This is a genomic window from Burkholderia sp. WP9 (assembly GCF_900104795.1).
Classification (GTDB): Bacteria; Pseudomonadota; Gammaproteobacteria; order Burkholderiales; family Burkholderiaceae; genus Paraburkholderia.
In genome coordinates this window covers 1,504,481-1,529,520 of record NZ_FNTG01000001.1, presented here as the reverse complement: position 1 = coordinate 1,529,520, position 25,040 = coordinate 1,504,481, and the positions used below count along the sequence as shown (strand labels likewise).

General features: G+C 64.3%; 21 protein-coding genes. 12 read left to right on the top strand and 9 right to left on the bottom strand.

Annotation, left to right across the window (positions count from 1 at the left end):
* Window positions 1-60 precede the first annotated feature (60 nt).
* The 3 genes from purL to BLW71_RS06830 all read left to right on the top strand — a co-directional run bounded on the left by purL (window position 61) and on the right by BLW71_RS06830 (window position 6,012).
* Window positions 61-4,146, top strand: a complete 4,086-nt coding sequence (gene purL / locus BLW71_RS06840) for a phosphoribosylformylglycinamidine synthase (protein WP_091794370.1) — start codon at window positions 61-63, stop codon at window positions 4,144-4,146.
* Window positions 4,147-4,442: 296 nt separating this feature from the next.
* On the top strand, window positions 4,443-4,730 hold the full coding sequence (locus BLW71_RS06835; protein WP_408292838.1) for a helix-turn-helix domain-containing protein: 288 nt from the start codon (window positions 4,443-4,445) through the stop codon (window positions 4,728-4,730).
* Window positions 4,720-6,012 (top strand): HipA domain-containing protein, encoded by a 1,293-nt coding sequence (locus tag BLW71_RS06830; RefSeq protein ID WP_091794368.1) that lies wholly within the window; start codon window positions 4,720-4,722, stop codon window positions 6,010-6,012. Before BLW71_RS06835 ends, BLW71_RS06830 begins: the two co-directional genes overlap by 11 nt.
* 153 nt (window positions 6,013-6,165) lie before the next feature.
* On the opposite strand, the gene BLW71_RS06825 is transcribed toward BLW71_RS06830, so the two are convergent.
* From BLW71_RS06825 to BLW71_RS06805, 5 genes are all read right to left on the bottom strand, one after another.
* Window positions 6,166-6,945: a peptidylprolyl isomerase gene (locus tag BLW71_RS06825; RefSeq protein ID WP_091794366.1), complete on the bottom strand. Its 780-nt coding sequence runs from the start codon at window positions 6,943-6,945 to the stop codon at window positions 6,166-6,168.
* An 11-nt stretch (window positions 6,946-6,956) separates the two neighbouring features.
* Window positions 6,957-7,277: a BolA family protein gene (locus BLW71_RS06820; RefSeq protein WP_091794364.1), complete on the bottom strand. Its 321-nt coding sequence runs from the start codon at window positions 7,275-7,277 to the stop codon at window positions 6,957-6,959.
* A gap of 1 nt (window position 7,278) precedes the next feature.
* A complete protein-coding gene (locus BLW71_RS06815; RefSeq protein ID WP_091794362.1) occupies window positions 7,279-7,809 on the bottom strand; it encodes a septation protein A in 531 nt (176 codons plus the stop codon).
* Window positions 7,810-7,969: 160 nt separating this feature from the next.
* Window positions 7,970-8,392 (bottom strand): peptide-methionine (R)-S-oxide reductase MsrB, encoded by a 423-nt coding sequence (msrB, locus tag BLW71_RS06810; protein ID WP_091794360.1) that lies wholly within the window; start codon window positions 8,390-8,392, stop codon window positions 7,970-7,972.
* Window positions 8,393-8,512: 120 nt separating this feature from the next.
* Entirely contained in the window at window positions 8,513-10,069 is a 1,557-nt protein-coding gene (locus tag BLW71_RS06805) for a protein adenylyltransferase SelO (protein WP_091794357.1), read from the bottom strand.
* A 199-nt stretch (window positions 10,070-10,268) separates the two neighbouring features.
* Between BLW71_RS06805 and BLW71_RS06800 the strand changes: the two genes are divergently transcribed.
* The 3 genes from BLW71_RS06800 (at window position 10,269) to BLW71_RS06790 (ending at window position 15,618) form a co-directional block, all read left to right on the top strand.
* On the top strand, window positions 10,269-11,957 hold the full coding sequence (locus BLW71_RS06800) for a 3-(methylthio)propionyl-CoA ligase (protein WP_091794355.1): 1,689 nt from the start codon (window positions 10,269-10,271) through the stop codon (window positions 11,955-11,957).
* A gap of 149 nt (window positions 11,958-12,106) precedes the next feature.
* Window positions 12,107-14,191, top strand: coding sequence for a 3-hydroxyacyl-CoA dehydrogenase NAD-binding domain-containing protein (locus BLW71_RS06795; RefSeq protein ID WP_091794353.1), 2,085 nt, complete (start codon window positions 12,107-12,109; stop codon window positions 14,189-14,191).
* A gap of 248 nt (window positions 14,192-14,439) precedes the next feature.
* The gene (locus tag BLW71_RS06790) at window positions 14,440-15,618 is read left to right on the top strand and encodes an acetyl-CoA C-acyltransferase (protein WP_091794350.1); all 1,179 of its coding nucleotides are present in this window, start codon (window positions 14,440-14,442) and stop codon (window positions 15,616-15,618) included.
* A 111-nt stretch (window positions 15,619-15,729) separates the two neighbouring features.
* Here the strand turns inward: BLW71_RS06790 and BLW71_RS06785 are convergent, their stop codons facing one another.
* Both BLW71_RS06785 and BLW71_RS06780 read right to left on the bottom strand, forming a co-directional pair.
* Window positions 15,730-16,233 (bottom strand): LEA/WHy family protein, encoded by a 504-nt coding sequence (locus tag BLW71_RS06785; protein ID WP_091800537.1) that lies wholly within the window; start codon window positions 16,231-16,233, stop codon window positions 15,730-15,732.
* Between the two features lie 70 nt (window positions 16,234-16,303).
* Entirely contained in the window at window positions 16,304-16,678 is a 375-nt protein-coding gene (locus BLW71_RS06780) for a hypothetical protein (protein ID WP_091794348.1), read from the bottom strand.
* 178 nt (window positions 16,679-16,856) lie between these two features.
* Between BLW71_RS06780 and BLW71_RS06775 the strand changes: the two genes are divergently transcribed.
* From BLW71_RS06775 to BLW71_RS06745, 6 genes are all read left to right on the top strand, one after another.
* A complete protein-coding gene (locus tag BLW71_RS06775) occupies window positions 16,857-18,347 on the top strand; it encodes an aminotransferase-like domain-containing protein (RefSeq protein WP_091800534.1) in 1,491 nt (496 codons plus the stop codon).
* A gap of 200 nt (window positions 18,348-18,547) precedes the next feature.
* Window positions 18,548-18,937 carry a hypothetical protein gene (locus BLW71_RS06770; protein ID WP_091794346.1) on the top strand — a complete coding sequence of 130 codons (390 nt, stop codon included), beginning with the start codon at window positions 18,548-18,550 and terminating at the stop codon, window positions 18,935-18,937.
* 370 nt (window positions 18,938-19,307) lie between these two features.
* Entirely contained in the window at window positions 19,308-19,793 is a 486-nt protein-coding gene (locus BLW71_RS06760; protein WP_091794342.1) for a PaaI family thioesterase, read from the top strand.
* A gap of 113 nt (window positions 19,794-19,906) precedes the next feature.
* Window positions 19,907-20,905, top strand: coding sequence for an NADP-dependent oxidoreductase (locus BLW71_RS06755; protein ID WP_091800531.1), 999 nt, complete (start codon window positions 19,907-19,909; stop codon window positions 20,903-20,905).
* 58 nt (window positions 20,906-20,963) lie between these two features.
* The gene (locus BLW71_RS06750) at window positions 20,964-21,857 is read left to right on the top strand and encodes an SDR family oxidoreductase (RefSeq protein ID WP_091794339.1); all 894 of its coding nucleotides are present in this window, start codon (window positions 20,964-20,966) and stop codon (window positions 21,855-21,857) included.
* Between the two features lie 112 nt (window positions 21,858-21,969).
* The gene (locus BLW71_RS06745; protein WP_091794337.1) at window positions 21,970-22,929 is read left to right on the top strand and encodes an alpha/beta hydrolase; all 960 of its coding nucleotides are present in this window, start codon (window positions 21,970-21,972) and stop codon (window positions 22,927-22,929) included.
* A 46-nt stretch (window positions 22,930-22,975) separates the two neighbouring features.
* On the opposite strand, the gene BLW71_RS06740 is transcribed toward BLW71_RS06745, so the two are convergent.
* Window positions 22,976-23,821 carry an NRDE family protein gene (locus BLW71_RS06740; RefSeq protein ID WP_091794335.1) on the bottom strand — a complete coding sequence of 282 codons (846 nt, stop codon included), beginning with the start codon at window positions 23,819-23,821 and terminating at the stop codon, window positions 22,976-22,978.
* 88 nt (window positions 23,822-23,909) lie between these two features.
* Complete coding sequence (gene ygfZ, locus BLW71_RS06735; RefSeq protein ID WP_091794333.1) at window positions 23,910-24,983, bottom strand: CAF17-like 4Fe-4S cluster assembly/insertion protein YgfZ; 1,074 nt, start codon at window positions 24,981-24,983, stop codon at window positions 23,910-23,912.
* Between the last annotated feature and the right edge of the window lie 57 nt (window positions 24,984-25,040).

Below are 25,040 nucleotides of genomic sequence, written 5' to 3'. Positions count from 1 at the left end.
CTTCACGCGCGATTCATCGGCATCACTCATCGGCATCATTAGCGACGCAACGTCAAGTCCATGGCCCACTTCTCGTGTTTCCCCGGCGCTTCGGCCCTTTCCGATTTCCGTCAAACCCGCCTGCTCGAAACGCTTACGCGCATCGATCCGAACATCACCGGCGTGCGCGGGCAATATCTGCACTTCGTCAACGCCCAGACGCCGCTCTCCGCTGAAGACAACGCGAAGATCGAAGCGCTGATGCACTACGGCGATCCGCTCGAAGAAACCAAAGAGCGCGGCACGGCCGAGACCTTCCTCGTGGTGCCGCGTTTCGGCACGGTGTCGCCGTGGGCGAGCAAGGCAACGGATATCGCGCATCTGTGCGGCCTCACGCAGGTGCGCCGCATCGAGCGCGGCGTCGAGTACACGGTCACGCTGAAAAGCGGCCTGCTGGGCGGCAAGAAGGCGCTTTCCGACGAAGCCCGCGCGGCCGTCGCGGCAGCCTTGCACGACCGCATGACCGAGAGCGTGTCGCCGTCGCGCGACCACGCGCTGCACCTGTTCGACGAACTGCCGGCCAAGCCGCTGCAAACCGTCGACGTGCTCGGCCAGGGCCGCGGCGCGCTGGTGGCGGCGAACACGGAACTGGGCCTCGCGCTCGCCGAGGACGAAATCGACTATCTGGTGGACGCGTTCACGAAGCTCGGCCGAAACCCGACCGACGTGGAACTGATGATGTTCGCGCAGGCCAACAGCGAACACTGCCGCCACAAGATCTTCAACGCGGACTGGACCATCGACGGCGAAAAGCAGGACATCTCGCTGTTCAACATGATCCGCAACACCGAGAAGCTCAATCCGCAAGGCACGATCGTCGCCTACTCGGACAACTCGGCGATCATGGCGGGCGGCATGGCCGAGCGCTGGTTCCCGCGCACGCCGGCCGACCTCGGCGCGAGCGAATTGCCGGAGCACTATCGCCGCAGCACCGAACTCACGCACACCTTGATGAAGGTGGAGACGCACAACCACCCGACCGCGATCTCGCCGTTCCCGGGCGCCGCGACCGGCGCGGGCGGCGAAATCCGCGACGAAGGCGCGACGGGCCGCGGCGCGCGTCCGAAGGCGGGTCTGGCGGGCTTCACGGTGTCGAATCTGGAACTGCCGGACGGCGTCGAGACGTGGGAAAACGCGCGCGACGCCGCACAGCCGCTCGCGCACCGCAATCCGGACGACAAGCACGAAGCCTATGGCCGGCCCGACCGCATTGCTTCGCCGCTGCAGATCATGATCGACGGCCCGCTCGGCGGCGCCGCGTTCAACAACGAATTCGGCCGGCCCAACCTGGGCGGCTATTTCCGCGCTTACGAGCAGAATGTCGCGGGTCTGGTGCGCGGCTATCACAAGCCGATCATGATCGCCGGCGGCATCGGCAATATTTCGGACCAGCACACGCACAAGCACGATCTGCCGGAAGGCTCGCTGCTGATCCAGATCGGCGGTCCGGGCATGCGCATCGGCATGGGCGGCGGCGCGGCGAGTTCGATGGCGACCGGCACGAACACCGCTGAACTCGACTTCGATTCGGTCCAACGCGGCAACCCGGAAATCGAACGCCGCGCGCAGGAAGTCATCAATGCGTGCTGGCAGCTCGGCGAGAAGAACCCGATCCTGAGCATTCACGACGTCGGCGCGGGCGGTCTCTCCAACGCCTTCCCGGAAGTGGTGGACGGCGCCGGCAAGGGCGCGCGCTTCGACCTGCGCAAGATTCAACTGGAAGAGAGCGGTTTATCGCCGCGCGAAATCTGGTCGAACGAGGCGCAAGAACGCTACGTGCTGGCCATCGCGCCGGCCGATCTGCCGGCCTTCGAAGCCATGTGCCAGCGCGAGCGCTGCCCGTTTGCCGTGATCGGCACGGCCACCGCCGAGCGTCAACTCAAGCTGATCGACTCCGAACTGAACGACGACGCGGCGCACCAGCCGGTGGACATGCCGATGGAAGTGCTGCTCGGCAAGGCGCCGCGCATGCATCGCGACGTCAAACGCGTCGAGCAGAAGCTCGAACCGGTCGACGTCACCGGCCTCGCGCTGTCGGATGTGGCGACTAGCGTGCTGCGTCACCCCACGGTGGCGAGCAAGTCGTTCCTGATCACGATCGGCGACCGCTCGGTGGGCGGCACGACCGCGCGTGACCAGATGGTCGGCCCGTGGCAAGTCCCGGTGGCCGACGTCGCAATCACCACCATGGACTATGCGGGCTTCCGTGGAGAAGCCATGACCATGGCCGAGCGCACGCCGCTCGCCGTGATCGACGCGCCGGCGTCGGGCCGCATGGCGGTCGGCGAGGCGGTGACCAACATCGCGGCGGCGCCGATCGCGTCGCTCGACAAGCTCAAGCTGTCGGCAAACTGGATGGCCGCGTGCGGCGCAGCGGGCGAAGACGCCGCGCTTTACGACACGGTCAAGGCGATCGGCATGGAATTGTGCCCGGCGCTCGGCATCAGCATTCCGGTCGGCAAGGATTCGCTGTCCATGCGCACCAAGTGGGAAGACCGCGGCGTCGCGAAGGAAGTGGTCGCGCCGGTCTCGCTGATCATCTCGGCGTTCGCGCCGGTCGAAGACGTGCGCCGCCATCTCACGCCGCAACTGCGCCGCGCGAGCGACGTGGGCGAATCGGTGCTGATCGCGATCGACCTCGGCCGCGGCAAGCATCGCCTGGGCGGCAGTATTCTCGCCCAGGTCACGCAGCAGGTCGGTGACACGGTGCCGGACGTGGACGATCCGGAAGACCTGAAGCGTTTCTTCGCCGCGATCCAGGCGCTGAACCAGGACGGCAAGCTGCTCGCCTATCACGACCGTTCGGACGGCGGCCTGTGGGCGACGGTGTGCGAAATGGCGTTCGCGGGCCATGTCGGCGTGTCGCTGAACGTCGACATGCTGGTGCTCGATCCGACCCATGAATCCGATTACGGCGACGCCAAGGACTGGGCGAAGCAGACCAGCGGCCGCCGCGAAGACCGCACGATCCGCGCGTTGTTCAACGAGGAACTCGGCGCGGTCGTTCAGGTGCGCGCGTCCGAACGTGACGCGGTGTTGGGCGCACTGCGCGAACATGGCCTGTCGGCGTGCTCGCATGTGATCGGCAAGATCAACGAGCGCGACACGATCGAAATCTATCGCGACGCCAAGAAGATTTACGAAGCGCCGCGTACCGAACTGCATCGCACGTGGAGCGAAGTGAGCTGGCGGATTTCGCGGCTGCGCGACAACCCGGCTTGCGCCGACGCCGAATACGAGGCGCTCGCCGACGCGGCCGATCCTGGCATCACGCCGGTGCTGAGCTTCGATCCGACGGAAGACGTCGCCGCGCCGTTCATCGGCAGAAGCGCGCGTCCGCGTGTGGCGATTCTGCGCGAGCAGGGCGTCAACTCGCACCTCGAAACGGCTTACGCATTCGACCGTGCCGGCTTCGACGCGCACGACGTGCACATGAGCGACCTGCTGACCGGCCGCGCCAATCTGGCGGATTTCGCCGGCGCGGTGGCGTGCGGCGGCTTCTCGTACGGCGACACGCTGGGCGCCGGTGAAGGCTGGGCGAAGGCGATCCGCTTCAACGCGCAACTGGCCGACATGTTCGCCGCGTTCTTCGGCCGCGAAGACACGTTCGCGCTCGGCATCTGCAACGGCTGCCAGATGATGAGCAGCCTCGCCTCGATGATTCCGGGTGCTGAAGCGTGGCCGAAGTTCACGCGCAACAAGTCGGAGAAATTCGAAGCGCGCTTCTCGCTGGTCGAAGTGCAGGCATCCCCGTCGATCTTCTTCAACGGCATGGAAGGCTCGCGCATTCCGGTGGCGATCGCGCACGGCGAAGGCTACGCGGACTTCTCGCAGCAAGGCGATGCGTCGAAGGTCGCGGTGGCGATGCGCTATGTCGATCACCGTGGTCAGGCGACCGAGCAGTATCCGTTCAACCCGAACGGTTCGCCGAACGGCATCACGTCGGTGACGACGCCGGACGGTCGCTTCACGGTGCTGATGCCGCACACCGAGCGCGTCCATCGCGCGGTGCAGATGAGCTGGCATCCGGAAGGCTGGGGCGAGGGCGGCACTGACGCGAGCCCGTGGATGCGCGTATTCCAGAACGCGCGCCGCTGGCTGGGTTGATGATGTGACGCGCCGCGGCGGCTGCGCCGCCGTGGCGCGAGCAAGCCGGTGCGGGCCCGCGCCGCCCGCCTTGCCGCATTAATGAGAAAGACGAGCGACACCCGCCGCGTATCCGCTCTGGTACGTGAAAGGCGTGCGCTCCACAATCTTCTGCTGTTCGTACCCGATCGGGTACGAAATCGACGCATAAGCCGCTAATACGCCATTTCGTACCCGCTCGGGTACGAAATCAGGTCGACACCCTTGTACCGTGGCATAATGTTCCCGAGCGGGTACGAACGTACAAAGGGGTGACAGTGCCGCAATCCGACGTTTTCATTGACGACATGACGGCGCTCGGCGATCTTGTCCGGGCATCGAGGCTCGCCCAAGGGCTGACACGCGACGACGTCGCCATTGCGACGGGTCTGTCTCCCAAGTTCATCACGCATATCGAGGCCGGTAAGCCCACAGCGCAGATCGGCAAGGTGCTGCATCTCCTCAGCGAACTGGGCATCAGGCTGCGCGCGCAAGTTTCCGTGGACATTCCCCCAGGCTCGGCCACCAAGGCGCTTCATCGCAGGCGGACTACGCATGGCCGCTAGAACGCTCGTCGCCTATGCGAACGGCCTGCGCGTGGGCACCGTCAGCGATGACAACGGTATCTGGTCATTTACCTACGACAAGGACTGGCTGGGTCGTGAGGACGCGTTTGCGCTTTCACCCGCATTCCCGCTGAATGCCCAGCCTTTCATAGACGCCTCGAGCCAGCGGCCTGTGCAATGGTTCTTCGACAACCTGTTGCCGGAAGAGGAAATGCGCATTGCGCTCGCTCGCGAAGCCAAAGTCGATGCGAGCGATGCGTGGGGGCTGCTTGCCTATTACGGCCGTGAATCGGCGGGTGCCTTGACGCTGCTTGCAGAGGGTGAACAGGAGGCATCGAGCGGTCTGCAGCCTTTGTCATACGCGAATCTGGAGGCGCGCATCCAGGTCATGCCGCAGCATGCGCTTACCGCCACGGCACCTAAACGCATGTCCGCGGCGGGCGCCCAACAGAAGCTGCTTCTGACCTTGCGAGGCGACGCGCCGGATTACGCGCTCTTCGAGCCTGTGGGGAGTGAGCCGTCCATGCATCTGCTCAAGCCCGACATGCGAAGCACGGGCTATCCCCACTCGGCGATCAACGAATTTTTCTGCATGCGTCTTGCCCGCGCAATGGGTGTGCGCGTACCGCCTACGCATTTCTTGCGCGTGCCTTCGGCCTGTTACGTGATCGATCGCTTTGACCGTGACACGACCAGCGAGCCGGCTCGGCGACTGCATACCGTCGACGCCATGCAGTTGTTGAACTACGACCGCAGCTTCAAATATCAGAACGCAACGGCGCAGGTACTCAGTGATGCCATCGAAAAAACGAGCACTCGGGCAATGGCGCGTCTCGACGTTTTCCGATGGGCGGTTTTCAACGTACTGATTGGCAACGCCGACTCGCATCTGAAGAACCTCTCGTTCTTTGTCAGCCCTCGCGGCTACATGCTGGCTCCGTTTTACGATCTGGTGAGCACGGTCGTCTACCATACGCCGACCTACCAGCCGCAACAGCGGGACCGTTGGCCGCGCTGCGACCTGACCATGCCGGTGGGAGACGCCACGCAGTTCGCAGACATGTCCAGAAAGAACATGCTTGCATTCGGCGAGGCGCTTCGTCTCGCGCCAAAGGGCTCGGAAAAGTTGCTGGATGACATGCTCGTCACGCTCGACGCACGTGTGGCCGACACGCGGCGCGCCGTCGACGAGATCGCGCGGCCGAATGCCGGCGAAGTCCGGCTGCTCGACTCGATCGTGGCGATGCCGCTTGCGGAGATGAGCGCAGCCTTGCGCAAGTAAGTGCGGCGGTTACGCCGGGACGGTCAATCCCAATCCCAAATGAAAAAGCGCTGTTCAGTCATTGACCGAACAGCGCCTTGCGCAGACTCGAATGCCGCTGATCAGCATAAGCGCTAATGCGACGCGCCACGTTGATCCAGCGGCCAACTCCGCTTACTGAATCTTCGCGTTCTTACGCAGACCTTCTTCGAACGCTTGCAGTTTTTCCTGCTGGATCTGTTGCACGATCTGCGGGCGCACCTGTTCGAGCGGCGGAGGCGTAATGCTGCGCACGTCGTCGACACGGATGATGTGCCAGCCGAATTGCGTATGCACCGGCGTGTCGGTCATCTGGCCTTTCTGCAGATGCGTGGCCGCGTCCGCGAATTCAGGTACGTAGGCCTTCGGGTCCGACCAGTCCAGATCGCCGCCGTTCTTGCCCGATCCCGGATCCTTCGAGTATTGCTTGGCCAGGTCTTCGAAGCTCGCGCCGGCCTTGATCTTCGCGATCAGGTCTTTGGCCTGCTGTTCGTTGTCCACGAGAATGTGGTGCAGGTGATATTCCTTGCCGCCTGCGTCCTTGATCAGCGCGTTGTAGCGTGCGGTGACTTCGGCGTCGGTCGGCTGGTTGTTCTTCACGAAATCTTCGATCAGCGCGCGCAGCACGACGGTTTGCTGGGCGACGGCGATTTGGGCCTTGATGTCCGGACGGTTCGGCAAGCCACGGCGCAGCGCTTCCTGCATCAGGATCTCGCGGTTCACCAGCTCTTCGCGGACAGCCGTTTGCAATTGCGGCGTATTTTGCTGGCCTTGATGGACCAGTTGATCGATCAGCGCATCGGCACGCGCTTTCGGAATCGGCGTGCCGTTCACGACGGCGATGTTCTGTGCGAATGCAGGTGCGGCCGCAAATGCAGCCAGCAATACCCAGAGGCGGGTTTTCTTCAAGGTCATCGAAAATTTTCCTAGCGGGGCAACAAAGCGAATTCTTCGGGCGTGTACGCCGTGATTGCAAGGGCGTGAATGCCGCGCTGCATGGCATCGGCCAGCGCATCATACACCATGCGATGCCGCGCCACGCGGGCCTTGCCGGCAAATGCGGCAGCCACGATCGTGACACTGAAATGACCGCCGGCCGACGCGCCGGCATGGCCTGCGTGCTGCGCGCTGTCGTCGGTGATCTGGATGGAAGTGACCGGCGCGAGAGCGGCGACGAGGCGGGCCTCGATCAGCGCGGCGCGCTCGGCGGTGGTAGCGTGCATGAATACATCGGCGTTGCTCGACATGTCATTCTTCCTTCATATACTTCGACAGCCACAAACTCTGTCCGACGATGAACACGACGAGGCAGCCGGTTGCGCCGAACAGCTTGAAATTGACCCACTGGTCGGTCGTGTAGTTGTACGCGACGAAGAGATTGACGAGTCCGAGCAGCACGAAAAAGATCGCCCACACCACATTCAGCTTGCCCCAGATCGCATGCGGCAGCGTGATCTGCTTGCCCATCATCGCCTCGATCAGGTTCTTGTTGAAGGCCAGTTGCGAGACGATCAGCGCGACCGAGAAAGCCCAGTACAGCACGGTCGGCTTCCATTTGATGAACGTGTCGTTGTGCAGCACGAGCGTGGCGCCGCCGAACACGGTGACGACGCCGAGGCTCACCCACAGCATCGGGTCGACCTTACGGTGGCGGAAAGCCACCCATGCGATCTGCACCAGCGTGGCGACGATCGCCACTGCCGTCGCCGTGAAAATGCCCCAGATCTTGAAGGCGACGAAAAACAGGATGATCGGGAACAGATCGAACAGGAATTTCATTATCTGGTCGGGGAATCGGAGAGCGAGTCGGAGAATAGGGACGCGGTGCGGAACGGGTCGACCGGATCGACCGGCTCGCAAGCTGGATGAAGGGTGTCGCGGCCGGCGTGCGCGCGATTGAGCAGACGCCGGCCGGCAACGCGCCGGACTCCGCGCTGCGTTACTTGGGCTCGAATTGTAACGCAGCCGAATTGATGCAGTAGCGCAGGCCGGTCGGCGCGGGTCCGTCTTCGAATACGTGGCCCAGATGCGCGCCGCAGTTCTTGCATTGCACCTCGATGCGCAGCATGCCGTGCGAGCGGTCGGTTTTCTCGGCGATCACTTCGCCGTCGATCGGCTTGAAGTAGCTCGGCCAGCCGCAACCGGCGTCGAACTTGGTGTCCGATTCGAACAGCGGCGTGCCGCAACAGACGCAGTCATAGATGCCGCGGTCCCAGTGGTCGTGATAGCGGCCTGTGAACGGGCGCTCGGTGGCCGCGTGGCGCGTCACCTGATATTCGATGTCGGAGAGCTGCTTGCGCCATTCGGCGTCGTCTTTCTGCACGGCGGGGGCGTCGGTGTTGAGTTCGTCGGGCTTGTTCATGGTCGGGTTCCTGTCTCGGGCTTGTTTTTGGGGACGGCTAGATGCTCCGGCGGATTCGGCTCGCTGTGTGTCTTCACACGATCGGCAGCAATCGGGCGAAATCATCCAGCATGCAGCGCGTCACGACGAGCAGCTCACTTCCAGCGAACTCGCCCAGTCCGGCGGCAACCCGGCATACGCTTCATGCTCGGGCTGTTCGTTGAACGGACGGCGCAGCACGGCCGCCAGTCGTTCCACTTCGGAAAAATCCTTCTCTTTCGCGCGGCGGATTGCCGTTTCCGCCAGATGATTGCGAAGTACGAATTTGGGGTTCACACGGTTCATTGCAATGGCGCGGGCGGCGTCGTCGCGTGTTTCCTCGGACAGCCGCGCGCGATAGTCGTTCACCCACGCGTCGAAGCCGGCGCGGTCGAGGAACAGGTCGCGCACCGAGGCGTCGCCGCTCGCGTCGTGCTTCGATACGCGCGCCAGATTGCGGAAGGTCAGCGTGAAATCCGCGCGATTGGCGTGCATCACTTCGAACAGGCGATTGGCGAGGGCGTCGTCGCCGGGACGTTCGGTTTCGAGGCCGAGTTTCGCGCGCATGCGCCGCTCCAGTGCCGGCGCGAAACGGTCCTTGAAGCCGCCGAGCACGCGCTGCGCGTCTTCGATCGCCTTGTCGCCGCGCACGCTTTCCTCATGCTTTTCGCCCAGCAGCGGCAACAGGCCTTGCGCGAGGCAGAAGAGGTTCCAGTAAGCGATCTGCGGCTGCATTCTGTACGCGTAACGGCCTTGTGAATCGGAGTGGTTGCAGATGTAGCCGGCGTCGAAACCGTCCATGAAACCGAATGGGCCGTAGTCGATCGTGAGACCGAGGATCGACATGTTGTCGGTGTTCATCACGCCGTGGCAGAAGCCGACCGCCTGCCACTCGACCATCAGGTCGGCGCTCGACATCACCGCTTCGTTCAGCAGCGCGAGATACGGATCGTCGGCTTCGCGGCAATGCGGATAGAAGCGTTCGATCACATGATCGGCGAGCGCACGCAGTGCATCGGTGCGATCGTTCGAATAGAAATGCTCGAAGTGGCCGAAGCGCACGAAGCTCGGCGCCACGCGCGTGACCACGGCGGCCGTTTCGACCGTCTCGCGCCGCACCGGCTGATCGGAGCCGATCACGCACAGCGCGCGCGTGGTCGGAATGCCGAGGTGGTGCATCGCTTCCGAACATAGATACTCGCGGATCGACGAACGCAACACCGCGCGGCCGTCGCCCATGCGCGAATAGGGCGTACGCCCCGCGCCTTTGAGCTGCAGCTCGAAGCGCCGGCCGTTATGTTCGACCTCGCCGAGGCCAAGCGCGCGGCCGTCGCCGAGTTGGCCCGCCCACACACCGAACTGGTGGCCTGAATACACCGACGCGTAAGGCAGCGCCTGCTCCGGCCATTCACGCGTGGCGTTGCCGGAGAACAGCTCGGCGAAGCCCGGATCGTTCTCGAGACCGGGCTCTAATCCGAGCAGCGCGGCGGTTTCAGCGGAGAACCCGACCACGTACGGCGCGCTGAGCGGCGCCGCGGGCAGACGCGTCATAAAGACGCTGCCGAGCCGTGCGAACGCGCTCTCGGGCACATTGGTGAGCGAGTCGGAAAGAGCCGACAAAGGCCCGGATAACCCTGCAATGCTTGGGGAAAACGACATGTTGAGCGCCTCTGGATTAACCGATATTGTAAGTCCGCGCCCGCGGAGCTGCTGGCCGGCCCTGTATCCCTGCCGCATCGAGCCTGCAGGAGCCGTTTGCCGCATTTCCTCTGCATTTTGCTGACGGCGCGTCGAGGCTGAGGCGCGCCCCCCGAGCTGCAAACCGATTGAAACAATCAAGCCGAGGAGACCACCCTTTATGACGACGCCGCTGCTTGGCCAGATGATGGACGTGCCGCTCACCGTGCCTTCGTTGCTCGCGCACGCCGCGCGGCATTTCGGCAGCACTGAAATCGTATCGCGGCGGATCGAAGGCGACCTGCATCGTTATACCTATCGTGATTGCGAAAAGCGCGCGAAGCAGCTCGCACAGGCTTTGATTGCGCTCGGCGTCGAACCCGGCGAACGGGTCGCCACGCTCGCATGGAACGGCTACCGGCATCTGGAAGCGTATTACGGTACGACCGGCTTCGGCGCGGTCTGTCACACGATCAATCCGCGTCTCTTTCCCGATCAGATCGCGTACATCATCAATCATGCGGACGACGCCTACGTGCTGTTCGACACCACGTTCGCGCCGCTCGTCGATGTCCTCGCGCCGCAATGCCCGAGAGTGCGCGGCTGGATCGCGCTCGCGGACGAAGCGCATCGGCCCGCCATGCAGACCCCGGCGCTCAGTTACGAGACGCTCGTCACCGCGCAGGACGGCGATTACGAATGGCCGCCGCTCGACGAACGGCAAGCGTCGTACCTGTGCTATACGTCCGGCACCACCGGCAATCCGAAGGGCGCGCTGTATTCGCATCGCTCGACGGTGCTGCATGCGTTCGGCGCCTCCTTGCCCGACGCCATGAGTCTGTCCGCGCGCGACTGCGTGCTGCCCGTCGTGCCGATGTTCCATGTGAACGCGTGGGGCATTCCGCACTCGGCGCCGCTGACCGGCGCGAAGCTCGTGTTCCCCGGCAAGGATCTCGACGGCAAGTCGTTGTACGAGTTGATGGAAAGCGAACGCGTCACGTATTCAGCCGGCGTGCCGACCGTGTGGCTCGGCCTGCTCAATTATCTGCGTGAAGCGAAGGTGCGCTTTTCGTCGCTCAATCGCACGGTGATCGGCGGCTCGGCGTGTCCGCCGGCCATGCTGCGCACGTTCGAAGACGACTACGGCGTGCAGGTGATCCACGCGTGGGGCATGACCGAAATGTCGCCGCTCGGCACGCTCGCGAAGCTGACGTGGGAACAAAGCCAGCGTCCGCTGGAAGAGCAGCGCAAGTTGCTGGAGAAGCAGGGACACGTGCTCTATGGCGTCGATATGAAAATCGTCGGCGAAGACGGCCGCGATCTGCCGTGGGACGGCGTGGCGTTCGGCGATCTGCATGTGCGCGGGCCGTGGGTGATCGACCGGTATTTCCGCAAGGACGACTCGCCGCTCATCGACGGCTGGTTTCCCACCGGCGACGTCGCCACCATCGACCGCGACAGCTTTCTGCACATCACGGACCGCTCGAAAGACGTAATCAAGTCCGGCGGTGAATGGATCAGTTCGATCGACATCGAAAACGTGGCGATCGCGCATCCGGCCGTGGCCGAAGCTGCCTGCATTGCGTGCGCGCATCCGAAATGGACCGAGCGGCCGCTGCTGGTGGTCGTCAAGCGGCGTGGCTTCGACGTGACGCGCGAGGAGCTGATCGCCTTCTACGACGGCAAGGTCGCGAAATGGTGGATTCCCGACGACGTCGCCTTCGTCGACGAACTGCCGCACACGGCGACCGGCAAGCTGCAGAAACTCAAGCTGCGCGACATCTTCCGCGACCATGTTCTGCCGTCCGCGCTCGAAGACGAAAAGGACTGCCCGCTCACGCCGCTTGCCAGGGGAAACCCCGTCTCCTGACAAATTGAACGAGCGTGCTTTTTTGTGTATCCTGCCTGCTGACCCCGGAAAATCAGACAATGAGTCGGATCGATACTCCGACTCGATGAACCGGAAGGGCGGCGCGCCTGAGCGACGCCTTATTGCATGAATCGCATGGAGGCAGGCAGATGGCAGTGGACTACACAACCCATGACGGCGTGGCCGTCATCACGCTGAACAATCCTCCCGTCAACGGCCTCGGCCTGTCGACGCGAGCGGGTATCGTCGACGGGATCGAGCGCGCGCAGAACGATCCGGCCATCAAGGCGATCGTGCTGACTGGCGCGGGCAAAGCTTTCTCGGGCGGCGCCGACATCACCGAATTCAACACGCCGAGAGCGATGCAGGAGCCGACGCTCGCCACCGTCATCAAGACCGTGGAAGGCAGCGCGAAGCCGGTGGTCGCGGCAATTCACAGCGTCGCGATGGGCGGCGGGCTGGAACTGGCGCTCGGCGCGCATTACCGCGTCGCCGCACCCGGTGCGCAGATCGCGCTGCCGGAAGTGAAGCTCGGCATTCTGCCGGGCGCGGGCGGCACGCAGCGTTTGCCGCGCGCCATCGGTCTCGAAGCCGCGCTCAACATGATCGTCTCCGGCGCGCCCGTCATGTCGGAGAAACTCGCCGATTCCGGTCTGTTCGATGAACTCGCGCAAGGCGATCTGGCCGAAGCCGCGCTCGCGTTCGCCCGCAAGGTGGGTGCCAAAGCCGGCCCGCATCCGAAGGTGCGCGAGCGCAAGATCGAGCATCCGAACGCCGCCGGCTTCATTCAGTTCGCGCGCAACAGCGTCGCGGCGGTCGCGAAGAATTTCCCCGCGCCGCAGAGATGTATCGACGCCGTGGAAGCGGGCGTGCAAAACGGCTTCGATAAGGGCCTCGCTTTCGAACGCGACTGCTTCATCGCACTCGTGCAGACGCCGGAAAGCCGCGCGTTGCGTCACGCGTTCTTCGGTGAACGCGCGGCGAGCAAGATTCCCGATGTGCCTTCCGATACGCCGGTGCGCGATATCAAGCAGGTGGCCGTGATCGGCGCGGGCACGATGGGTGGCGGCATCGCCATGAACTTTATCAATGCGGGCATTCCGGTCACCCTGCTGGAAACAAAACAGGAAGCGCTCGACCGCGGTCTCGCGACCATTCGCAAGAACTACGAAGCGACCGTCAAGAAGGGCAAGCTCAAGCCCGAAGCGCTCGACCAGCGCATGGCGCTGATCACGCCCACGCTTTCCTATGACGACCTGAAAAACGCCGACCTGATCGTCGAAGCCGTGTTCGAAGAACTCGGCGTGAAAGAGCAGGTATTCAAGCGTCTCGACGAAGTGGCGAAAGAAGGCGCGATCCTCGCCTCGAACACCTCGACGCTCGACGTCGACAAGATCGCCGCTTTTACGAAGCGTCCGCAGGACGTCGTCGGCATGCACTTCTTCAGCCCGGCCAACGTGATGAAGCTGCTCGAAGTGGTGCGCGGCAAGGAGACGGCGAAGGACGTGCTTGCCACCGTCATGAAACTCGCCAAGAAGATCAGGAAGACCGCGGTTGTGTCGGGCGTGTGCGACGGCTTTATCGGCAACCGGATGATCGAGCAGTACATCCGCCAGGCGCTCTTCATGCTCGAAGAAGGCGCGCTGCCCGCGCAGGTGGATCGCGCGATCGAGAAGTTCGGCTTCGCGATGGGTCCGTTCCGCATGAGCGATCTGGCGGGTAACGACATCGGCTGGGCGATCCGCAAACGCCGCTATCAGGAACAGCCTGAGATGCACTACTCGAAGATCGCCGACCGGCTCTGCGAGACGGGGCGCTTCGGTCAGAAGACGGGCGGCGGGTGGTACGACTACAAGGCGGGTGATCGCACCGCGTATCCATCGCAAGTGGTCGACGAGATGATCGTTGCGTTTTCGAAGGAAGCCAATGCCGAGCGCCGCAAGATCAGCGACGAGGAAATCGTCGAGCGCCTCGTGTTCGCGCTCGTGAACGAAGGCGCGAAGATTCTCGAAGAGGGTATCGCGTCGAAGGCGTCGGACATCGACATGGTCTATCTGACCGGCTACGGTTTTCCGCTTTATCGCGGCGGCCCGATGCTGTACGCGGACACGGTCGGCCTCTACAACGTCGAGCGCGCGATTCGCCGCTATACCGCGCAGCCGAACGGCGATGCCTGGCAACTGGCGCCGCGCATCGCGGCACTGGCGGCCGAGGGACGCGGATTCAACGGCTGAATCACTGCGCGAGTGAAATGACTGCCGCGGCGCTGACCGGCGATGCGCCGGTCAGCGCCACTAACGACATTCGCAATTTGCAAGTATCCACCAACTCGTATGGGACCAAAGCGCGCTGCGCGAGACCGGAGTAACGAGCTTTGCATCGGGGCTGGAGTAACGCGCTAAAGCGCGAACTCCAGCCGACAGTCAAAGCGCGACTCCGGCGGCAGCTAAAGCGCTAACTCTGGTCGACACAGGAGACACGCATGACTGACGCCGTAATCGTATCGACCGCCCGCACGGGCCTCGCCAAATCATGGCGCGGCGGTTTCAACATGACGCACGGCGCGACGCTCGGCGGCCATGTCACTCACGCTGCCGTCGAGCGCGCGAAGCTCGACCCGGCGCGCGTGGAGGACGTGATCATGGGCTGCGCCAATCCGGAAGGCGCGACGGGCATGAACATCGCGCGGCAGATCGCGCTGCGCGCGGGTTTGCCGGTCAGCGTGCCGGGTATGACGGTGAACCGTTTCTGTTCGTCTGGATTGCAAACTATCGCGCTTGCCGCGCAACGCGTGATCGCCGGTGAAGGCGACGTGTATGTGGCGGGCGGCGTGGAGTCGATCTCGTGCGTGCAGAACGAGATGAACCGGCACATGATGACCGAAGGCTGGCTCAGCCAGAACAAGCCCGAAATCTACTGGTCGATGTTGCAGACCGCGGAGAATGTGGCGAAACGCTACTCGATCTCGAAGGAACGCCAGGACGAATATGGCGTGCGTTCGCAACAGCGCGCGGCCGCCGCGCTCGACGCCGGCAAGTTCAAGGACGAGATCGTGCCGTTGACGGTGCTCGCGGGTGTTGCCGACAAGGCGACCGGCCGTCTCTTCACGAAAGAAGTGACCGTCAGCGGCGACGAAGGCATTCGCGCCGACACGACGCTCGAAGGTGTGTCGAAGATTCGTACCGCGATGCCGGGCGGCGTGATCACCGCGGGTAACGCAAGCCAGTTCTCGGATGGCGCGTCGGCTTGCGTGGTGATGAACGCGAAGGTGGCGGAGCGCGAAGGCTTGCAGCCGCTCGGGATTTTTCGCGGCTTCGCGGTGGCCGGTTGCGAGCCGGACGAGATGGGCATCGGCCCGGTGTTCGCGGTGCCGAAGCTGCTCAGGCAGGCGGGTTTGAAGGTCGAGGACATCGACCTGTGGGAGCTGAACGAAGCGTTCGCGGTGCAGGTGCTGTATTGCGCCGACAAGCTCGGTATTCCGCACGATCGCCTGAACGTGAACGGCGGCGCGATTGCGGTGGGCCATCCGTATGGCGTATCGGGCGCGCGTTTGACCGGCCATGCGTTGATTGAAGGCAAGCGGCGCGGCGCGAAGCTCGTTGTCGTGACGATGTGTATTGGCGGCGGGCAGGGCGCGGCGGGTTTGTTCGAAGTGGTGTGATCCCGTTCGAGCGGTAAAGAACGGCGGGTGCCGTGTGGTTCGGCGCGACGGCGACGAACCCGCGGCACTCGTTTTTTTATCCGCGCGCGGTGTAGACCCCGATTACCCGTATCACGGCAACGCCATGCCGGTCGACGGCAGGCTCAACGTGCCTTGATCGACGAATCGCGTCGTGCCGGTGAGTCCACCCGCGAGCTTGCCGCGCAGAATGTACGGAATTTGCCCCGACTGCGCCGCGCCTGCGAAGGCGAACGCCTGGCGAACCGCGGCGAATGCCGGCACGGTCAACGGCACATTGACGACCGTTTCGCCGAAGCGCGGCACGCTGCCGGCCTGATCGCTCACGCCGCTTGCGAACGGCTTGCCGTTCAGTTCGAGATCGAGCGACACGCCGTTGAAGCTGACCGTGGAATCGTTGGGATTCTGCACGCGCAGTTTTACGTTGAAGCGCATCTCCAGACCCTGGCCGTCGATCGGTTCGATACCGGCCACGTTCACGCGCAATGGATCGCCGCCGAACAGGCCCGCGCAGCCGTTGAGCGTTAGCGTGACGATGGCGAGGACCGTGGCCAGACGAATGGAACGGCCTAACAGCAGCGCGCGGAAGAAGGACATGACCTGCACCTCGAAACAAGCGGCTTGGATCATGCATTGTACCGGGCCGTGTTGGCCGCCGAGCGGCGTTTCAGGCTGCGCGCCGCAGGCGTGTTTTGACGAGACTGGCCAGATGGCGCGCGGTTTGACGGATCAGACTGCGGCCGTCGTGAAGAGCGCGCGAGGGCTGCACGACGAACGCGGCAGCGTTCGCGCGCACGCCGCTGATCGACACGACGCCGCGTTGCGGCGTAACGAAGCACTCGCCCTCGTGCAAGGTGATCGACGTGACAGGCACGGCGTCGCCCAGCCACGCGAGAGCGTGATCGCGGAACGCGAGCTGAAGATCGCCTTCGACGGCGACAATCGAAGTGCCGGCGCGCAACTCATGCACGGCCATTTGACCTGCGGCGAGACGAGAAGCAGTGCGGCGCGCCGGATCGGAGCGACATTGACGAAGAGACATGGCCGTTTCCTTCAAAGCGTTTTCATGCCACTCAGCTTATTGAGTCCGCTCACATGAAAACAGCCGCAGCCATCAGCAATGTGAACCGGTACAGCAACGCGTTTTAGTGCGCTGTATCGGCTGGAATCGTGCGGATGTGTATCTGTTGCGACGCGCGAACTGTCCGCACCATCGGCGGATGATTCAATCCATTCTGACCCGGCAGGCTGCGGACCCGCTGCCCGATAACCAGCCGCTGTACCGGCAGCTGGCCGATCAATATCGCCGCGCGATCGGCAACGGCGTGCTGCGCCCGGGCGACCGTATGCCGTCGATGCGCGCATTCATGCGCCGGCACGGCGTCAGTCTCGCGACCGCGACCGAGAGCTACCGCGTACTGGAACGCGCCGCGCTGATTGACGCCCGTCCGCGCGCCGGTTACTTCGTGCGTGTGCCGCCCACGGCTGCGTTGCCGGCCGCGTCCGAGCCCGATCTGGCGGTGCTGCCGGGCGCCGCGCAGTTCGTCGGCATCCATTCGGCGATTTCCGCGATCGTGTCGAGATTGCAGCGACATCCGGACGCGCTGAATCTCGGCGGCGCGACCGCCTCGCCCGATCTCTATCCCACCGATGCATTGCAGAAAGCCGCGCTGCGTGCACTGCGCAAGCGGCCCACCTTGCTGACCGCCGCCGGGCACGACCAGGGCGATCCGGCCTTGCGCGCGATCATTGCGCGCCGCGCGCTCGACGCCGGCATCCAGATCGGCGCGGACGACATCATCATGACGCACGGCGGTATCGAAGCCGTGAATCTTGCATTGCGAGCGGTGACTCAACCCGGCGACACCGTCGCGGTCGAATCGCCGTGCTTTTTCGGTCTGCTGCAGGCGCTGGAAAGCCTCGGCTTGCGCGCGCTCGAAATTCCCGCCAGTCCGACCACCGGCCTCGCCATCGAAGCGCTGGCGTTCGCGCTGCACACGCATCCCGACATCAAGGCCGTAGTCGTGGTGCCGAACCTGCAGAACCCGCTCGGCAGCGTAATGCCCGACGCCCACAAGGCGCGGCTCGTCGAACTGTGCGCGCGAGCCGGTATTGCGCTGATCGAGGACGATCCATATCGCGAGCTGGCCGACGCGGCACAGCCGCCCAGATCGTTGAAGGCCTGGGATACGGACGGCACCGTGATCCACTGCACGTCGTTCAACAAGGTGCTGGCACCCGGCATGCGGGTCGGCTGGATCAATGGCGGCCGCTGGCATCCACGTATCGGCATGCTGAAGTTCGCGCAGTCGCGTCACAACGAACAGCTGTCGCAAGTCGTGCTCGCCGAGTTTCTGGAGACGAACGCGTATGAGCGGCATTTGCGGCGTCTGCGCGAGCGGCTGCGGCTTCAGCGCGAACGGATGGCGGCGGCGATCGCCACTTCGTTTCCGGATGGCACGCGCTTCACCCCGCCGGCCGGCGGGATGTTTTTCTGGATCGAATTGCCGCGAGAGACGTCGTCGGCGGCGCTCTTCGAGGCGGCGTTGAACGACGGCATTCGCGTGATGCCGGGGACGGTGTTTTCGAACGCGGGGCGTTTCGATCATTTCATCCGGCTCAGTTCACCAAGCACGGATCTCGATCGCGCCGACGATGCCGTGCGCAGGCTAGGGCGCCTGGCTGCGCGTCTGGCGACGCACGCGGGCTGAGCCGGCGCGGCACGGACGTGGCGCCGACGTACAATTGACAAGTACCTGAAAAAGCATATTGCCCGGCTAGTGGCATCTCCCCGCCATTAGCAATCCGGTCATCTGCTGATTGCTCCCCGGCGGCTTCTGGCAGATCGTTTCCCGGAGGCCAATGGCGATCTGCACCGCGCCACGATTCGAAAATCATCACGGAGACCGATATGCCATTCATTTGCGAAAACGTCGAGTGTCGAGCTGTGCTGGCCCGCAAACAGGTCAAACCGAATCGGGATAACAACGCGTTTTTCTTCTATTGCCCCGACTGCAACACGCGCAACGAGCTGATCGATGTGGGCGCGGCAGGTGGTCCTCTGGAACTGATTCAACCCGTGCGGCAAGGACTCCCGCACAAAGTGGTGGCAACGGCCCGGCCTCTCGAGGACGGCAGGTATGCGGCGCAGTTGAGCATTCAGAAGGCGCTTGGAATCAAGGGGCCTTTCGCGGCGGAAGAACGGTGGGACGAGCTTGGCATTTTCCCCGACGCACAAGGCGCCGTCACTCATGCTAAAACCACTGCAGCGGGTTGGTTGGGGGCTGACTTCAGCCACTAGATCGCTGAACCGGTGGGCGTCGCATTCGCGCGCCCGCTTCGATGGTGTGTCTGCGCGTCTGGCAGCCACTTTCTGATTTATCGTCGATAAACTCCGTACCCGATTGGCGCAACTCGCGGAGCCCAATCGGGTCACCACCCCTCCAATCGTCCTTCGTTTCGATCCTGCCGGCGCAATTCACAGCGAAGCGCAATGCTCGCGAGCGAGCCATTACCGGCATCGCCTGTGCCGTTACCTGCCGGCCCGACCTCCTGATAAAGCTCCATCGAAAGTGTAAGTTTGATAGGCTTAGTGTTTGCCTCGGCCGAAGGCTTTCTCGCGTCCTGCATCAACCGCATGAACGCACTGACCACGAAATTCGAAAACAGCCATGACCGATTCGCCTTCATCCAAAGCGAGCACCGAAACCCTGCTCGAGAGCCCGTTCGTCGACCGGTTAGGCGCGCAGTTAGTGTCGGCCGCGGACGGCGCTAGCGAAGTCGCGCTGCCGTTGCAGCCGGATCATATGAACACGTGGGACGTCGCCCACGGCGGCGTCACCATGACGCTCGCCGACATCGCGCTCGCCATGGCCGCGCGCAGTCTCGCGGGCGACGGCGTGGGCGTGGTCACGGTCGAAATGAAGGTCAACTTCATGCAGCCTGGCCGCGGCGAATTACGTGCCACCGCCCGCGTGCTGCACCGCTCGACCACCATGGCTTATTGCGAAGGCGAGATTCGCGACAGCGAAGGCCACTTCGTCGCCAAGGCGCTCGGCACGTTCAAATACATGCGGCGTCTCGCCGTCGGCCGCGAAGTGAGGCAACAGCGTTTGCGCAGCGACCCGTCGGCGAAACCCGGTCCGAGCGACGGCTGAGCGCCGCCTTGAACCGCGCGTGTCAGGGAGGCGCTCGCGCCTCCGGTTCCGCCTTCGTGTAAGCCGTTCGAATCATCCGCCGATCCCATCGGCAACTTATGGAGACGATCGCCATGACCCAGATCAACCGCCAACTCGTGTTGGCGTCGCGCCCGCAGGGGGCCGTGACCCCCGACAATTTCCGCCTCGTCGAAACGCCGGTCGCGCCGCTGGCCGAAGGCGAATTGCGCGTGCGTAATCACTACCTGTCCCTCGACCCCTACATGCGCGGCCGCATGAACGACAGCAAGTCGTATGCGCCGCCGCAGCCGCTGAACGAAGTGATGATCGGCGGCACGGTGGGTGAAGTGGTCGAGTCGAAAAATCCGAAGTTCGCAGTCGGCGACAAAGTCGTCGCGATGTTCGGCTGGCAGGAGTACGGCACGTCGAACGGAACGGGCCTGCAGAAGGTCGACGACACGCATGTGCCGCTATCGGCCTATCTCGGCCCGGTCGGCATGCCCGGCGTCACGGCGTGGTACGGCCTGAACCGCATCATCGCGCCGAAAGCGGGTGAGACGGTGGTGGTCAGCGCGGCGAGCGGCGCGGTGGGCAGCGTGGTCGGCCAACTGGCGAAGCTGGCCGGCGCGCGCGCAGTCGGCATTGCCGGCGGCGCGGACAAGTGCCGCTATGTCACCGAGACGCTCGGCTTCGACGCGTGCGTCGACTACAAGGCCGGCAATCTCTATCAGGACCTCAAGGCGGTGACGCCGGACGGCGTGGACGGCTACTTCGAGAACGTCGGCGGTGAGGTGCTCGACGCGACGCTCGCGCGTATGAACGCATTCGGCCGGATCGCGCTGTGCGGGTTTATCGCGGGCTATGACGGCCAGCCGTTGCCGCTCAAGCATCCGTCGCTGATGCTCACGCAGCGTCTGCTGGTGCAGGGTTTCATCGTGAGCGAGCATATGGACGTATGGCCCGAAGCGCTCACGCAACTCGGCACGCTGGTTGCGCAGAAGAAGCTGCACTATCGCGAGACCATCGCGCAAGGACTCGATGCGGCGCCTGAGGCGTTCATTGGCCTGCTCAAAGGCAGGAACTTCGGCAAGCAACTCGTCAAGCTGATCTGAGCGCGGCGGCAGTCGGGCAGCCCACGCAAGGCGCCGCTCAATCCAATGGAGTGACACGATGTTCGATTTCGCAGGCAAGGTGGCGGTGATCACCGGTGCGGCCAGCGGCTTCGGCCGCGCATTCGCGCAGAAGGGCGCCTCGCTCCGCATGAAGCTCGTGCTGGCCGACGTGAATCCCGACGCGCTCGCGCAAACCGTCGACGCATTGCGCGCCGGCGGCGCCGAAGCGATCGGCGTGCCGACCGACGTCGCGAGCGCGGCGCAGGTCGAAGCGCTCGCGCAAGCCGCACTGACCGCCTACGGCAAGGTGCATCTGCTGTTCAACAACGCAGGCGTAGGCGCGGGCGGCTTTCTGTGGGAAAGCTCGGCGAACGACTGGTCGTGGGTGTTCGGCGTGAACGTGATGGGCGTCGCGCACGGCGTGCGGGTGTTCACGCCGATCATGCTGGCGCAGAACGAGCCCGCGCATATCGTCAACACGGCGTCCGTCGCGGGCTTGCTGTCGCCGCCCGCCATGGGCATCTACAACGCGTCGAAACACGCGGTGGTGTCGCTCACCGAAACGCTGTATCACGACCTGCAGTTGGCGCAGGCTAGCCAGGCGGGACCGGCAGGCGGCCAGGTCGGCTGTTCGCTGTTGTGCCCGGCCTTCGTGCCGACCGGCATCGCCAATGCGGAACGCGCGCGGCCTGCTGATCTGCGCAACGACAGCGGCCCGACCCGCTCGCAGATCGCCGCGGGCAAGCAGCTGCAGCGCGCGGTGCAGTCAGGCAAGCTGAGTGCCGACGACGTCGCAGACATCACCTTCGAAGCGATCGCGGCGCGGCGTTTTTACGTCGTCACGCATCCGGGCATCATGGCGACGGTGAAGCTGCGCCACGAGGATATCGAGCAGTTGCGCAATCCCACTGATCCAATGTCGCTGAAGCCGGAAGTGAACAACGCCGGCTAGCCGGGACGCTTGCCGTATCGCCGGCGCCCGCTGAGATCCAGGGCGCCGGTTTCTTTTTGAACCGCGCCGGTTTGTTTCAAACCTTCGGCGCTTATGCGCCATAAGACGCACCATGCCGCTGAATCCGAAGATCGAGCAGGTGCTCGATATGATCGAGCGGGCCAGGCGCCCGAAGCTCCATGAAATGACCGCGCAGGACGCGCGGGCCTCGTACGAAAAAAGCGCGCCGATTCTGGAGATCGCGAGCGCGCCGATGTTCGCGATCGACGATCTGCAAATCGCGACACGCGACGGCGCGACGATTCGTGCGCGTCTCTACCACCCGGTCGAGCCGAGTTGGGCCGAGCCCGCGCCGGCGTTCGTGTATTACCACGGCGGCGGCTTCACGGTGGGCAGCGTCGATACGCACGATGCGCTGTGCCGGATGTTCGCGCGCGACGGCAATTGCGCGGTGTTGTCCGTGGACTATCGCCTCGCACCGGAATACAAATTTCCCACTGCCGTCGAGGACGCTTTCGACGCCTTGGCCTGGCTGCACGCGCACGCAGCCGAATACGGGCTGGACGCCGGCCGGCTGGCAGTGGGCGGCGATAGCGCGGGCGGTACGCTGGCCACGGTCTGCGCGGTGCTCGCACGCGACGCCGGCATCGAACTCGCGCTGCAATTGCTGATCTATCCGGGCACGACAGGCCATCAGCAAACCGATTCGCACTCGCGCTTCGCCAACGGCTTTCTGCTGTCGGGCGACACGATTCAATGGTTCTTCGACCACTACGTGCGCGCGCGCAGCGACCGTGACGACTGGCGTTTCGCGCCGCTGGACGGCCAGCTTGGCGCGCCCGAATTCAGCGGCGTCGCGCCTGCGTGGATCGCCACCGCCGAATACGATCCCTTGAGCGACGAGGGCGACGCCTACGCGGAGAAATTGCACGCGCTGGGTAACCGGGTCACGCTCAAGCGCTATCCGGGCATGATCCACGAGTTCTTCAAGATGGGCGGCTTCGTGCCGGACGTCGCACAGGCGCACGCGGATGCCGCCGCGGCCTTGCGCGCGGCTTTCGATTCCGACTGAGGGCGTTCATCGGGTTGTCGGCGGCTGACGAGCCACCGGACCCTGGTCACGCGATCTCGCGTTCGATATTGAAGGCGAAACTGCGCTCGAAGTCGCCTGGCCGCGCAATGCGATGCGAGCCGTTGTCGTCGCTGCGCTCGGCGACGGCCACGCTGATCACTTCGCCGTGCAGGGTCACGCGCAGTGCGGTCGTCCCGCGCGTGCCGTACTCCGGCGTTTCGATGAATGCAGCCGACAGCGCCCGTTCGCGTTCGAGCGGAATGCCGGTGGACGGCAGTTCGTCGTCGCGGGCGAGGCGCGGATCGCGCATCAGGTCGATCAGGCGTTCGAGCGGCGGCATCGCGTTGCGCGCGAGCAGCGTGCCCAGTTCGGCGCGCTTTTTGACGAGCTTCGGCCACGCGGTATCGAGCACCGCGTTCGAGATGCCGTGCGTGCCGGGTTCGAGCAGCGTCGGCGCGCGCTCGGAACGGTTGCAGTACCAGGCGAGTTCGCGGCGCGTCCAGTCGCCCACCAGCAGATTGAACCCGTTATAGATGTCGCCGGTTTGCGCGACGTGCCGCAGGTACGCGAGCGGCGTGCCGTGCGGGTTGCCATTCGAGTCGCGCGTGGCGCCGCTCAGCCAGTCGCTGACGAGCGTGCCGCGGGTCGGCGCGTCGGCGCGCATTTCGTGCGGCGCGCGGTAATTGGTCAGCGCGGCGAAGCGGCCGTCGCGCGACGAGCCGAGCCACGTGCCACCGCCTTGCAGATCGCGCCCGGCCAGCACCGTCGGCGCATCGTGCCACCAGCCGACCGGTTCGGCCGTGCGGCGAAAGAACTCGTCGCGATTGGCGGCAAGCGTGAAGAGCGGGCCGTCGACCGCGTGGGGTCGCCAGTCGAACACGATCAGGCACATCGGGGGCGTCTCCCGGTGGAGGCGTTGCAGTTGAAAAGGCCAGTAAAAAGCGGCGCCTGACTGCGCCGCTTCGTTCCCCGCGAGAATGTCAGACTTCGGTGGGCAGCCCGTAGGGCAGCGTAAGGAACCGCAGCGCCGGGCCGTCCGCCGCGCCCAGATGTACCGAGCCGTTTTCCAGCGCCGCGAGCTTGATCTCGACCAGCAGATCGACGCCGCCTTCCGGCGCCGACGCCGCGTTCACCACCATGCCGCACGGCTGGCCCGGATCGTCCGAATGGAACAGTTCCGCGCCCGCGCGCACCGTGTCGAGTTCGCCAGCCACGTTGGCGAGCGAAGTGCGCCGCTTGATCGTGCCGCGATACTGGCTGCGCGCCACCACTTCCTGGCCGGGATAGCAGCCTTTGCGGAAATTCACCGCGCCCAGCACGTCGAAATTGACCATTTGCGGCACGAACTGCTCGACCACCGGCTGGGTGATGCGCGGCTCGCCCGCGCGAATGTCGAGCCAGTCCCACACGGCCGGCGAGACGCGTTTGAGCTTCTCGTCCAGCAAGGGCAGGTGCGACTCGATCTGCGCCTTCGGGCCGATCCACAGATAACGCAGGCGCCCGAGCGCGTCCGGTACGCGAATCAGCGAGCCCGCCGCGCCGTCCACTTTCACGTGCACGCCGTCCGGCAGCGCGTCGAACACATTTGAGAGCGCCTTGCGCACGTCGCCGGCGAGACCGATCACCGCCAGTTCGCCGCTCGCGTCAGTGAGTTTGGCCTTGGCGCGCAGCACGAACATGGAGAGCCGCTTCTGCACGGCGGCCTGCACGTCTTTCGACACCAGCAGGCGGATCGTATCGCCGCTGCGCCAGGTCAGGAACGACGCCAGCAGACGCCCTTTGGCCGAGCAGTAACCGGCCAGACGCGCATTGGCGGCGTCGAGGTGCTGGGTGTCGTTGGTCAACTGGCCGTGCAGGAAGCTTGCCGCGTCGTCGCCGGTGGCGTCGATCACGCCGAACTGCGTGAGCGGCATATACGCGCCTTGCTGAACGAGCGCGTCGAATTCATCGGCGGAGGGGCGCGGCAGCGCGGGAAGACTTGCCGGCGTGGCGGCGGCTGCCGTAGGAGCTGTGTTTGGAGGCGTGCCTGAAGCGGTAGCGAGCGGTGTGTTCATGGATTCCGGGAACAGTCAATTCTGACTTTGGCTAAGGCAAACAAGTATTATATGCAG